Source organism: Reichenbachiella sp., from assembly GCF_039944555.1.
In the GTDB taxonomy this organism is placed as follows: Bacteria; Bacteroidota; Bacteroidia; order Cytophagales; family Cyclobacteriaceae; genus Reichenbachiella.
Genome location: NZ_JBDUYN010000006.1, coordinates 68,119 through 81,626, shown reverse-complemented (window position 1 = coordinate 81,626; position 13,508 = coordinate 68,119). Strand labels below are relative to the sequence as shown.

Annotated in this window: 8 protein-coding genes; 3 read left to right on the top strand and 5 right to left on the bottom strand. The window is 39.3% G+C overall.

Annotated features, from left to right (window positions below; translation table 11 throughout):
* Nucleotides 1-77: 77 nt before the first annotated feature.
* The 5 genes from secG to miaB are packed head-to-tail and all read right to left on the bottom strand — an operon-like array spanning nt 78 to nt 5,839.
* On the bottom strand, nt 78-452 hold the full coding sequence (secG, locus tag ABJD64_RS05215) for a preprotein translocase subunit SecG (RefSeq protein WP_348179562.1): 375 nt from the start codon (nt 450-452) through the stop codon (nt 78-80).
* On the bottom strand, nt 453-2,540 hold the full coding sequence (locus ABJD64_RS05210; protein WP_348179561.1) for a hypothetical protein: 2,088 nt from the start codon (nt 2,538-2,540) through the stop codon (nt 453-455).
* A 42-nt stretch (nt 2,541-2,582) separates the two neighbouring features.
* Nucleotides 2,583-3,110 (bottom strand): LptE family protein, encoded by a 528-nt coding sequence (locus tag ABJD64_RS05205; protein ID WP_348179560.1) that lies wholly within the window; start codon nt 3,108-3,110, stop codon nt 2,583-2,585.
* Nucleotides 3,094-4,368, bottom strand: coding sequence for a sigma-54 dependent transcriptional regulator (locus ABJD64_RS05200; protein WP_348179559.1), 1,275 nt, complete (start codon nt 4,366-4,368; stop codon nt 3,094-3,096). Before ABJD64_RS05200 ends, ABJD64_RS05205 begins: the two co-directional genes overlap by 17 nt.
* 13 nt (nt 4,369-4,381) lie before the next feature.
* Nucleotides 4,382-5,839 (bottom strand): tRNA (N6-isopentenyl adenosine(37)-C2)-methylthiotransferase MiaB, encoded by a 1,458-nt coding sequence (miaB, locus tag ABJD64_RS05195; protein ID WP_348179558.1) that lies wholly within the window; start codon nt 5,837-5,839, stop codon nt 4,382-4,384.
* Nucleotides 5,840-5,991: 152 nt separating this feature from the next.
* On the opposite strand from miaB, the gene ABJD64_RS05190 reads away from it, so the two are divergent.
* The 3 genes from ABJD64_RS05190 (at nt 5,992) to ABJD64_RS05180 (ending at nt 13,478) form a co-directional block, all read left to right on the top strand.
* Nucleotides 5,992-10,209, top strand: a complete 4,218-nt coding sequence (locus ABJD64_RS05190) for a S8 family serine peptidase (protein ID WP_348179557.1) — start codon at nt 5,992-5,994, stop codon at nt 10,207-10,209.
* 226 nt (nt 10,210-10,435) lie between these two features.
* Entirely contained in the window at nt 10,436-10,912 is a 477-nt protein-coding gene (locus ABJD64_RS05185) for a hypothetical protein (RefSeq protein WP_348179556.1), read from the top strand.
* Nucleotides 10,913-11,042: 130 nt separating this feature from the next.
* Nucleotides 11,043-13,478, top strand: coding sequence for an ABC transporter permease (locus tag ABJD64_RS05180; RefSeq protein ID WP_348179555.1), 2,436 nt, complete (start codon nt 11,043-11,045; stop codon nt 13,476-13,478).
* Nucleotides 13,479-13,508 lie beyond the last annotated feature (30 nt).

Genomic DNA, 13,508 nt, shown 5'->3' with positions numbered 1-13,508 from the left:
TTCATTAAAAATACTGTATAAAAAAAGTCCCGAACTTTTTGAGTCCGGGACTTAAATTTCTTTTTGATAGGATTAGATCAATCTTCGCTTTCAGTTTCTTCCACCTCAAGTACCTCATCCAGACCTTCTGCATCAGTTTCATCAGCATTCAAATCCAAATTTGGAGCAATCGTTTTGTCTTGTGCACTTTCGATGTTAGGGCTTGCAAACTCATCACTTCTGGATTCAGTGATTAAAAATTTTGTAGATAGAGTAAGGCCAATCAACGCAATTGCTAATCCCCAAGTTAACTTTTCAAGCAGATCACCGGTTTTCTTAACGCCCATCAGCTGTGATGTACCTGATCCACCAAATTGACTAGTCAAACCACCTCCCTTAGAGTTTTGAGCTAACACCACTAATACGAGCACTACGGCTACAAAAACTATCAATACAACAATAGTAGTAAACATCTATTTCTTCTTTAATTTTTCAATTTGAGACGCAAAGTAAGACTTTTTTTGAGGATTATTCAAAATTAATTTTTCATAGATAGCGATGGCTTTTTCTTTCTTACCCTGACCAATCAATATATTGGCCAAATTTTCGGTAACCAAGTCATCTGGGAAGACCTCATACTTGGCTGCTAAATCCTCTACTGGTTGGTTATCTGTCGGATTGTTTTTTGATACCTGGATAGACGGATTGAGCTCAATGAATGAATCAATGATATCCAGTTGGTCTGGTTTTTTTTCCGACTTTACTTTTTTAGGTTTTTTTTTTTCTGACGAAGAATCCTCGTCTTTTTTAGGAGCCTTTTTGCTCGCCGTTTTTTTGGTGGTCTTAGCACCTATCGAGGCCGACATCCTGAATTTTGGCGTCGCTTTCTTAGATGGGCTTTTCTTAGTTTTTGCTTCCTCTTTTCTTACCGCAGTCTTTTTTGTAGCCTTCTTAGTTTCTGCCTTTTTAGGGGCAGCCTTCTTAGTCTCAGTTTTTTTTGTTGCAGCTGTCTTTTTAGCAGTTGTTGTCTTTTTTGTTGTGCTAGTTTTGGAAGCTTCCGGTTTTGTAGCTGAAGCTTTTGTCGCTGTGGCTTTAGAGGTGGTAGATTTTGTGGTTGAACTTTTTGTTGAAGTCTTTTTCGGAGCTTCAGGTTTTGCAACTTTTACTGTTTCAACCTTTGCCTCTGGCTTGGTTGCTTTTGCTCTGGTAACAGTTTTTTTCGACGTTGCTGATGTTGGAGACTTTTTTACTTTTTCTTTTGTGAATTTGGTTCCTCTTTTTAAAACACCAAGTCTGAATTTTTTTCCTGTAGGTGAACTTCCAGGAGTCAGTTTTAACTCTTGTATTTCTTTACCAATTTGGTCGAGTTCTTCTTCAGTTTCTTCTGTAGATTTGTCTGAACTCACGTCAATTTGTATAGGAATCTCTACCTCATCCTCCTTCTTATGTTCTTCCTGATCCTCTTTCGCTGACAGGTCTGATGCTACCGTATCATCTTCGTGCACTTCGACTTCTTCTGAAAGGACTGGCGAGTCTTCTTTTGAAGCGGCTTCTTCCTCAATCTCTATCTTAGCTACCTCTTCTTCAATCTCTTCAGCAGTTGGTAATTTATCTGCAACAGATTGCTCGATTTCCGCAACTTCATCCATTTCCTTGCTTTGCTCTTCAGGAGCATCAGTAGTTTCAGAAGGCTCCATTGATGATTCAGCGTCAACAATGGCCGTGAGTTCCTCAGAGGATAGGTTAATTCCAGAAGGTTTTGCAATGGCGTCTTCTTTGGGTAGGGTATCCTCAATTTGTGGATCTTTTGCTTCCTGAGAGACGTCCTCCTTTTTTTCTTTTTCAGTAATTTCGGAGAGCGCTTTTGAAATGGATTCTTCTTCAGCTTCTATTTCTTCAGCAACTTGATTTTTGAGTTTTTCAACCTCATCAACTTCAACTTCTGGTTTTACCTCGGTCGTTGGGATTTCTGGTTTTGATTCGGGTGTTTCCTCCGATTCTGACATATCCGGCTCATCGTGCTCTTGAGGAGTAGGCACTGAAATTGCATTTTCTTCTTCAGGAGGGGCAGGGGTATGCCTCGCGTCTGAGGATGCAAATGGATCTTCTATGACGATTTCTTCAGGATGCTTTTTGTCATAATCCAAATAGTGCTCTCTACTGGCTTTCCATTTTTCCAGATTTTCATAAATCTCTTTCACCAATGCATCCTGCTCCTCATCAGAATTGAGTTTGGGCGCTTTTCTTGGTGCGGCCTTTGGTTGAGGCGTAGGTGACGGCTTTGATGTAGGTACGGGTGCTTTTGTTGCTGGTGCTTGCTCAAACTTAACCTGCCCTTGAATGTATTGTTTAAATATATTTCTGTTGGTAGAATATATGGCTGCGGAACTCATCAACTTTGGCGAAGATGGTTTTTTGAGCTTTCGGCCAGCATAGGCTAGAACACATCGTCCATTTTGAAAATATGGGTTTGCCTTGACGAGGGTTTCCAACTCTACAAAATCGACATCTGATATCTTATCAGGTGTCCTCATTAACTCAAGAAATGTTAGCTTATTCAAGTATGGCTCTCAGTTTTGCGTAAGCGATAAAGATAACAAAATTTACCAATTGGCAACAGAAGAGTTGAAAATATCCAGAATGATTTGATCGAAGATTTCATTAACGAATTCTTCTTCATTTGCGGATAAATCCTCTCTATTTTGGTCAAAATCTTTAAAGAATGAAAATGTTTTCTCAAAGTCAAACTGATCATCCTCAAGGTTGGTATAGGTAGCTGAAACGAATATAGTAATTCTTGTCAAACTAGTTAAGTCCACTGCACTTGCGTCTTCGGAGGCAGACACGGCCACCGGAGTCAATGTATAGTTATCGATGCTTCCTTCTAGCTGTAAATCGCCTTCACCATCTACCAAAGTGAGGCTTGTGTTTCTAAGATAATAGTCCTTTATTTTCTCAGTAAAATTTGGACTCATATTGGATGGCCCAAGAGGTGAGTTATTGTAGAAGGTTTGGATTGAGATTGTCTCTACATTTGGGGAAATGGAGGCCCCTGTAAATGAATATACGCCACATGAAGTATTCATGAAGGCAAAAGAAATAAATAGAAAAATGCTATTCCTCCAGTTCATAATGTTTTATTTTTCTGTAAAGAGTTCTTTCGGAAATGCCTAAATCCTGAGCGGCATACTTTCTTTTATTTCTATTTTTTCTTAAAGCGCGAATGATCAGTTCTTTTTCTTTTTTTTCGATGGAAAGAGAATCGTCCTGCTCAGTTTCATGAGCTATGTCTTCTACTTTGTCAGAGTCAAATTCCTGATAATCTTCCTCACTTATTATAACCGGAGAATCTATTGGGTTCTCTGAAAATTCTGAAAAATGTTCATCCTTCAATTCGAGGTTACTAAATAGTTTACCATGCTCCTTGATGATTTCATCACGATCGCTGCTGTCACCAGCATTTTGCAATACCAATTTTTTAAGATCATTCATATCCTTTTTCATGTCAAAAAGGATTTTGTACAGTATGTCTCTTTCTGTAAATCCGTCGTCCGATGAGGAGTCTGATTTTCTGTCTAACAGTGCGGGAAGGTTACTCACATTTTGTGGGAGGTATTTTTTTAGTGTATCCTGGTCCAAAGTGCGATTCATTTCTAGTACAGAAATCTGTTCTACAAGATTTTTCAGTTGACGAATATTGCCTGGAAACCTGAATCTTAAGAGTGACTCCTTAGCTTCATCTGTGAGCTTGATTGGGTCTACATGATACTGTTCTCCGTAATCAAAGGCAAATTTTCTAAACAACAATTCAACATCAGCGCCTCTCTCTCTGAGAGCAGGTACATATATGGGTACAGTGTTTAGTCTGTAGTACAGGTCTTCTCTAAATTTTTTATTTTCTACTGCGGTAATTAGGTTGACATTGGTGGCGGCCAATACTCTGACGTTGGTTTTCTGCACTTTAGATGAGCCGACTTTTATAAACTCACCATTTTCAAGAACTCTAAGCAAGCGTGCTTGTGTGCTCATCGGCATTTCCCCAATTTCATCAAGAAAAATTGTTCCACCATCTGTTACTTCGAAGTAACCTTTTCTGGCCTCATGGGCGCCTGTAAATGAACCTTTTTCGTGACCGAACAATTCTGAATCAATCGTTCCCTCTGGTATTGCTCCGCAGTTGATGGCAATGAACTGTCCATGTTTTCTTTTGCTCAAAGAGTGAATGATTTTTGAAAAGGATTCCTTACCGCTTCCGCTTTCACCGGTAATGAGAACGCTCATGTCCGTAGGAGCTACCTGGGCTGCTACGTTTATCGCTTGATTGAGCAATTGTGAATTGCCAATAATTCCAAATCGCTGTTTGATTGACTGTATTTCCGATTCTTTCACTGAGCTCTATAATTTAGTTTTGAGCTACTGATGCCAATAGCGTACCAGTTGTTACATCATTGACAACTATATTGACGTAGTCTCCTTTTTTGAAGTTGCCAGCATCGAATACTGCTACTCTATTGCATGTAGTTCTTCCCTGAAGTTGCGTTTTTGACTTCTTAGAAACTCCCTCTACTAGTACTTTGTAGGTCTTGCCAATGGTCGTCTGATTTCGTTCTATGGAAAGTTTTCTTTGTAACTCGATTACTTCAGTTAGCCTTCGCTTTTTTACTTCCATTGGAATGTCGTCTTTGTATTTTTTCTCAGCTAAAGTGCCCGGTCTTTCAGAATAGAAAAACATATATGAATAATCGTATCGAACGTATTCCATTAGAGACAAGGTATCTTGATGTTCTTCCTCCGTTTCACCACAGAAACCTGAAATCATGTCACTTGAGATGCCACATGTTTCTCCTAGAATCTCTCTTATCCTGTCAATCTTACTTATATACCATTCTCTGTCATAAGTACGATTCATTCTTTCCAAAATTCTGGAATTGCCGCTTTGAGCCGGAAAATGAATGTATTTGCAAAGATTGTCGTACTTCTTCATGGTATAAAGTACGTCGTCAGTAATGTCTTTAGGATGAGAAGTGGAAAATCTGACCCTAAGCAGAGGGCTAACTTCTGCCACCATTTGCAGCAAATTCGCAAAATTAACTACTTCTTTGGTTTCAGATTTTTCTAACCTTGCCTTGTTGTTTTGTTCAGGTGACCATTTGTAGGAGTCAACATTTTGACCTAGTAACGTTACCTCTCGATAACCTTTATCCAAAAGGTCTTGAGCCTCTCGGACAATCGAGTAGGGATCTCTGCTTCTTTCTCGACCTCGAGTAAAAGGTACTACGCAGAACGAGCACATGTTGTCACAGCCTCTCATAATTGAGATAAACGCGGTGACGCCATTCGAATTTAGTCTTACCGGACTTATATCAGCATAAGTTTCTTCTCTTGAGAGGAAGGTATTGACTGATTTTTGTCCCGTGCTTACTTCATCTAGCATATTTGGTAGTTCCCGGTAGGCATCAGGACCAACAACCAAATCCACTATTTTTTCCTCTTCAAGCAATTTGGACTTTAATCGTTCTGCCATGCAGCCTAACACGCCCACTACCAATTCAGGATTTTTCTTTTTGTAGTGGTTTATTTCTGTTAATCGATTTCTGACCGTAGTTTCTGCCTTTTCTCGAATGGAGCATGTATTAAGAAAAGTTACATCAGCCTCTTCTATAGATGATGTGGTAGTATATCCTTCTTTTTTCAGTATCGAAGACACAATTTCACTATCGGAAAAATTCATCTGGCAGCCGTAACTTTCGATGTACAATTTTTTTTGTCCGATGTTTTTCTCCTCCTTTGTAATATTAACGACATCACTATTTTTCTGTGTGTTGTCTATAATATCAATATCACCAATTATCTCTTTCACCTGTGTAAGTAATTTTTAAGATTGCAAAGATAGATAAACGCGACAGAATGTCAGGTCTAATTTGAATAGGAAATCTTTACTTATTAGGATTTAATATTTTACTGCAAATTTGTAGTGAATTTTGAGTTGTACTGTCACAAATTGTTTAACCGATGAGAATTTGGAGAGTTAGAATATGGGTGATGTGTTTTGTACTGATCGTACTTCAGTGTCTGGCATTTCGTGCGTCGTCCCAAAATGACTATCAGACGGTATATGTTAAATTAAATTCAGAATTTCTCCAACCAGGCGCTCGCTCAATTTCAGGAAATCAACTACAACGGTCCGACATAAGTGCTCTTTCTGAAGTGATTTCTTTAGAGGATTTGAGTTATGGATTTGCTCATGAGTCCAGTGCTGGCCAAAGGGTTGAGAAAAAAAAGAGCAAATACCTGGATGGCATGATTAAGATCAAAGTGAATTCTGATTTCAATTTGGAACCTTGGTTGAAAGAATTGGAATCCTATTCAAATGTGATCTACGCCGAGGTTGAGCAGCCAGTAGAACTTCTACTCACCCCCAATGATCCAAACTTGTCTAATCAAGATTACCTAACAAAAATTGAGGCTTATAATGCATGGAATGTTACTCAAGGGAATCCATCAATTGTGATTGCTATAAGTGACAATGGTACAGATTACGGGCATGAGGATTTGGAAGACAAATTGGCTTATAACATTTCGGATCCTGTAAACGGAATTGATGACGACAATAATGGCTATGTAGACGATTATTTAGGGTGGGATCTGGCTGATGGCGACAACGACCCCTATGGAGATACACCGAATTCAAATCCATCACATGGAACTTTAGTAGCTGGAATAGCTGCCGCCAAAACTAACAATGGCATTGGTATGGCGGGAGTTGGATACAATTCAACTTACTTGCCAATTAAGATTTTTAAATCTTCGTCAGGGTCTTCGAGCAACTCCTACGAGTCCCTCATTTATGCCGCAGATCAGGGTTGTGAGGTAATCAACTTGTCCTGGGGAAGTACGGGAGCCTATTCTCAAACCTTGCAGGATATGGTCAACTACGCAGTTCTTGAAAAAGATATGGTAGTAGTAGCTGCGGCCGGAAATACCAATGCCGATCTGGATTTCTATCCAGCATCGTATGACAATGTGCTTTCAGTGGGCATGACAAATATCGACGATAGCAAACAAGCAAACGCAACCTATAGCTATAAAATAGACTTGATGGCACCTGGTGGTGCTGTATATGGCACGGCCAACGAGGATACCTATGCCACCAAATCAGGTTCTTCTTTTTCATCACCCCAAGTGGCTGCTACCGCGGCTTTGGTCAGAGAGGTTTTCCCAGAAATGAATGCCATTCAGGTCATGGAACAAATCCGAATGACCGCGGATGATATCTATGAGGTCGGCAGTAACTCGAGCTACGAAGGCAAGCTTGGGAAAGGTAGATTGAATATGTATCGAGCAGTATCTGAAACCAATGTGGCTTCTGTCCGATCTTACAATTACTCATACGCAGGCCCTTTTGGTCAATTGGTTTTCAGGGATGATACCGTGGTTGTCGATATTAGCTTTGCCAATATCCTGCGACCAGTTGACAATGCAAAAGTGAGTATTACAAGCACATCCTCATACGTTGAGATTTTAAATAATGAGATTGCATTGGGTAGTCTTGGTGAATTCGATTCATTAAAAAATGTATCGATAAACATTAGGCTTAAAACTGATGCACCAACGAACGAAAAAATTGGGTTTAGAATGGGATATTCAGATGTTTTAGGCCATGATGATTTTGAATATTTTGAATTTACTACTGCGCCGTCTTATCTAGAGATGGATAATCAAAATATTGAGTTAACTGTTGGGTCAGATGGCAGACTTGGGTATGCCAGCGATGTTTTGAAAGATGGAAATGGTCTAAAATATGACACGGAGCGAAGGGCCAACTTCATGGGGATCATGGTGGGAAATGATCCCGATTCCATTTCGGACAATGTAATCAATAGCTTTTTGAACTTTACTTTTGAAGATGATTTTATTGGGACCCAAAACATTAAATTTATTGAGAGAGACGATGCAGATTATTACAGCTTGGGTACACTATCAGATAATGGAGCAGACAAGCCACATGGACTCTTGATAGAGCAAGAATTTTTAGGATGGAACGATATTTCAAATAATGACTTTTTTGTGGCAGAGTATCGTGTGACCAACACAAAGAATTTTGCGAAGGATAATATGAAATTTGGGCTATACATGGATTTTAATCTTGAAGATTCTACCAAGAATTTCGTATCCTGGGATGTTACAAATAAGTTAGCTTATACCTGGAGCAATGATGAACCAAATTTGGTAGTTGGAGTTGCACTAATTACAAGCCATGCTGCCATTGTTAATGCTATTGACTTATTTGATCAAAACGAGTTGCCAATTGACGTGACCAATGATTTTACAGATCAGTTAAAATACAATTTTCTTACTACTGAGAAAACGTCTGCGGGCGGAGTATCAGGTTATGATGTCGCTCAATTGGTGGCTGCTGATATAGGAACACTTCCGGCTTATGGATCCGAGAAAATAGCATACGCTTTAGTGTTCGGAGCGAACCTTACCGAATTGATTGACAACGTGAACAAGGCCAAAACAAAGTATACAGCCTTTCTGAACACACCACCGCTTAATATGGTAGTGGGAACTTGTAAAAACGAAGATTTACTCTTAAATAATACAAACCCCATTTCAGTCTACACCGGTGCTTTAGCTAGTAATTTGTTGGGAAGCGGTACCAATCTAAACCTGGGGTCCTATACTGCCAATACATCACTATATTTTAAAGAAATTATAGGCGGCTACGAATCGGATATTTATAAAATGCAGGTATCAATTGCCAATCCTCAAACTGACTTTGAGGCCTCTCCAGAAGTACTCTATCTGGGTGATGAACCGAACAATGAAGTACAGTTTCAAGATTTAAGTCTGGGAGCTCAACAATGGAGTTGGGACTTTAGTAATGGGTCTTTTTCTTCGGTTAAAAATCCGAGAACATCTTTTAATACTGTAGGGAGTTATCAGATCAATTTTACTTCAAATACGGCCATAGGATGCGAAGAGTCTATTTCTAAGATGTATGAGGTGAAAGAAAGAGGAGCGGCTCCGATTATCTCAGATCAGACCGTATGCCATGGGAGTGGTGTTTCAATTACAGCAAGCAATTCCAATTCACTACGTTTTTTCCATGCGGAAAATGGCGGAGTTCCATTTTATGAAGGAGCTGAGTATAATATAGCTGCACTATCAGAGAGTGTAGTTTATTATGTTTCATCTAGTGCAACAGCCAATGAAAGCATAAGGGTACCGGTCGCTCTCATAGTTGATCCAATAAAAGCTGGTTTTACTTATTTACCTGATACCCTGGATTTCTCAAGAGCAAGTTTGATTCGAATTTTGGATGAGAGCGTCAATTCCGATAATACTGTTTGGAGTATCAATGGTACAAACCTGGTAGGGGGTAGTTCTTTTGTTTATGATTTTGATGGATTAACTAGTCTGTCCATTGTACAGCAGGTTACAAGCGATAATGGCTGTTCAGATAATAAGGAAAGCGAGGTCGCCCTACAGGCAACCAGTAAAGGCGGTATCATAGCACAGTCGATCTGTGAATGGGAGACGGTAATTGCGCAGCCTCAATTTGGTGATTACTTTGTTTTCTATTTGGATGAGAGCAAAACGGAGATTTTAGATAAAGGAAAAAGTGCTTCCTTTGGTCCGATTCGGACAGATACTTCATTTTTCATTTCAAATATTACGAATTATTTAGAAAGCGATCTTATTGAGTTTGAAATCAATGTTGATGAATTTGAAACGAAAATAGTGGCCAACCCTGATAGTTTGTTTTTTGAAACAAATCGTAATGCGTCTTTTGCAATAAACAACAATGATGCGATTTCCGTGAAATGGACTCAGGATGACGGTCAGCAGGCTTTGGTTCTCGCACCAACACTTACTTATCATCAGACCGGTAAATATATCTTAACTGCTATTTCTAGTAATGCCAATGCTTGTACAGACACAGCGACCATTGCGTATAGAGTATATCAAATTCTTGACGCTCAGAATTTGCCCGAAAGCATTGCACTTTACCCAAATCCTGTTGTGGATGAATTGGAGATCATTACTTCTTCATCTATATCCGATATTCGAATCGTAAACGTAAATGGATTGATAAAAAAACCACAAGTACATAATAAGAAAGGACGGGTATCAGTTTCAGTTGTTGGTCTGCCAGCCGGAGTTTTTTTAGTACAGGGAGTAATAAATAATGAGCATTTTAGTCTGAAGTTTGTCAAAAAGTGAAGTGACCACTTTTTGAAAATAATTTTACTTTTAAAATTTCTTCAGCTCTCTTTTAGTGATTTCTTGAGTTATCAGCTTTTCCTGACAAGTGTTTTTCAAACCCACAAGGTCTAATGATTTTTAATCGCATTTCTTTTCTCAATTTATAAATGCTCTTCCTTGATTGTTTTTATTCCAACCTTTCCTTGCCAGACGGTGTCATAAAACTGAATCAAAAATTGACACAATGAAAGTTCTCCAAATATCCTTTTTTCTTTTTCTATTTTCATCATGTGAAGAGTCGGCCGTTGATCAAACATCAAGTTTGAAAGGGATAAGTAAAGTCACAGTCGATCAGAAACAACTCGAGATAACATGGGGAAACTTGCAATTCGATCGGCAATCTTCTGATCCTTTTAAGTTGAAGACGTTACGCCATGAGGATTCAATACTATTCATAGATGTGGCCTACAGCGGAGGCTGTTCAACCCATAATTTTGAGCTGGTTTGGCCGGAAGTTACAACAATGATTTATCCACCGAGATATACCGTGGTATTAATGCACGGAGCGAATGATGACTCATGCGAGGCTTATCTGTCCGAAACTCTTCAATTTGATTTGTCAAAGTATGAACTGGGATTATCACCAGATGTAATAGATATCATGGATTTGACAATTATTAATGGTAGCAACCCTGATGAATCTTTAAAACTGAATAATTAAAAAGACCAATTGTAACCAGAGCTCTGAGGAAGCTGTCTTACTAGGACAAGACTCAAATAATATTTTGTGATGCAACCCTTATTTGTGAATGTGCATCTGTCGAATATTATAAACTCAAAAAACTCAGGTCATGCTCAAAAATTTCATAAATGTTGCGTTCAGAAACCTTCGGAAGCACAAGTTCTACTCCATACTAAATATTCTCGGCTTGTCCATAGGCCTATCATGTTTCATGATGATCTCGCTTTTTGTACTAGATGAGCTTTCATTCGATAAGTTTCATAAAGATTCATCAAAAATCTATCGGATGGATTTTCAAGCCAAGTTGAACGGATCTGACTTTAATTCTTGCAAGGTAGGTGCTCCAGCTGCACAGGCCATACTGAATGATTATGCTATAGTAGAAGACGCCATAAGAATAGCAGCCACCGGCAATTGGTTTATCAAGGAAAAGGGCCTTCAGAAGACCTTTAAAGAGGAAAATGTGATGATGGCGGATTCCAACTTCTTTTCTTTTTTTACTTTCCCCATGATTCATGGCAATCCAAAAACAGCTTTGGAGCGTCCTCATACACTGGTAATGGACGAAACCACAGCAAGGAAAATGTTTGGTGATGACAACCCGGTTGGCAAAATATTGGTTTTGGATAATACAACAGACTACGAAGTAACGGGGGTCTACAAAGACTTGCCCAAAAACTCACACTTTCGTCAAAATATTATTCTATCCGTAGCTAGTTTTCCCAGAAGGGCAAAAAATCCGAATTGGGTAAATACAAGCTTCAATACCTATCTGAAATTCCAGGACGGTGTTAATGCAGAACAGCTTGAAGCGAATTTTCCGGAGTTAATAGCAAACTACATAGGCCCATTAATCCAGAAGTTTTTTGGCCAAAGCCTGGAAGAGTTTAATGAGGCGGGAAACAATGTGGGGTTCTCACTTTTTGCGCTCGAAAAAATACACCTTCATTCAGACAAGGAAGGAGAATTAGGAGCCAATAGTGATATAAGCTATGTTTATATTTTCTCAGCCGTTGCTATTTTCATATTACTTCTTGCATGTATCAATTTTATGAATTTAGCAACCGCAAGGTCGGCAGGAAGGGCAAAGGAGGTAGGTGTAAGAAAGGTAATGGGTGCACTCAAAAATCACTTGGTCAATCAATTTATATCAGAAGCATTGATTATTTCCTTTATTTCCTTTTTGATAGCGTATCTACTGACGTTGATCTTTATACCGTCATTCAATGAGTTGGCCTCTAAACAACTTGCTATGACCCAGCTGTTTGATCTTACTTATATCTCCTACATGCTGGTTATTATGTTCGTAGCGGGACTGTTTGCAGGTAGCTATCCGGCATTCTACTTATCCAGATTTCAGCCCGCTGAGGTTTTGAAAGGGAAGGTAAGGCTTGGGATGAAAAGTGGAGTACTAAGAAGCTTGCTGGTCGTGTTCCAATTTAGCATCTCAATTATATTAATGATTGGTACTGCTGTGGTCTTTGACCAGCTTTCGTTTATTCAGAACAAAAAACTGGGATTCAGCAAGGATCAGGTTCTAATGGTAGAGGATGCCTGGATTCTGGATAAGAAAATTGAAACTTTCAAAAATGAAGTTAAAAGGAATGTAAATGTAAAAGGGGCAACACTTGCCAGCTTTAGTCCGGTAGGGGGCGATACAGATGGTGATTTGTTTTTCAAAACCCCAACTGCCACGACCGACCAAAGTAGGGTGATAGAAATTGCTCGGGTAGACCATGACTTCGTTGAGACCTTGGGGATAAAAATGGCGGATGGGAGATTCTTCTCAAAGGAATTTTTGTCGGACAGTACCGCCGTGGTTATGAATATGGCTGCAGCCAAAATTTTTGGCTATGAAAATCCGGTAGGAGACAAAATTTACACTTACGGGGGCTCGCAAGAAGAACCAGTTGTGATGGATCTCAAAATCATTGGCGTGGTAGAGGACTTTCATTACAGATCACTAAGAGACAATATTACCCCATTGTTGTTTTTTCTAGGTGACAGGTCAGGGTTTGCCATGTTCAAAGTGAATGCTAATAACATTCAACAAACGATTGCAGATATCGAAAATATATGGATAGAAATCGCACCTGGCCAACCATTCACCTATAGCTTTATGGATCAAAAATTTGATAGCATGTATGAAGCAGAACAAAAGATTGGCCAAATTTTTAGCGTATTTGCGATCCTTGGAATTTTAATTGCCTGTCTGGGTCTATTCGGATTGGCCGCATTTACGGCCGAACAAAAAACAAAGGAAATTGGTATTAGAAAAGCCATGGGAGCTTCAATCACGGGTATTGTGGTTATGTTATCCAAAAACTTTATCAAGCTAGTGATTGTATCCTTCGTAGTGGCCGTTCCGGCAGCCTACTATGCCATGGGTTATTGGTTGGAGGATTTTGCGTACAGAACTGAGTTAAAACCATTAACCTTTGTTGTTGTGGGCGTTATTGCATTCGCAATAGCCTGGTTGACCATGGGATTTCAGTCCTGGAAAGCAGCCAGAATGAACCCTGTGCAGTCACTTAGAGAAGAATAAGCATTGATTTCAAGTTGAGTTTTAAGCCAC

Coding starts and splice junctions, on each gene's coding strand:
- secG (WP_348179562.1), bottom strand. CDS start 452: ATGTTTACTACTATTGTTGTATTGATAGTTTTTGTAGCCGTAGTGCTC.
- ABJD64_RS05205 (WP_348179560.1), bottom strand. CDS start 3,110: ATGAACTGGAGGAATAGCATTTTTCTATTTATTTCTTTTGCCTTCATG.
- ABJD64_RS05190 (WP_348179557.1), top strand. CDS start 5,992: ATGAGAATTTGGAGAGTTAGAATATGGGTGATGTGTTTTGTACTGATC.
- ABJD64_RS05185 (WP_348179556.1), top strand. CDS start 10,436: ATGAAAGTTCTCCAAATATCCTTTTTTCTTTTTCTATTTTCATCATGT.
- ABJD64_RS05180 (WP_348179555.1), top strand. CDS start 11,043: ATGCTCAAAAATTTCATAAATGTTGCGTTCAGAAACCTTCGGAAGCAC.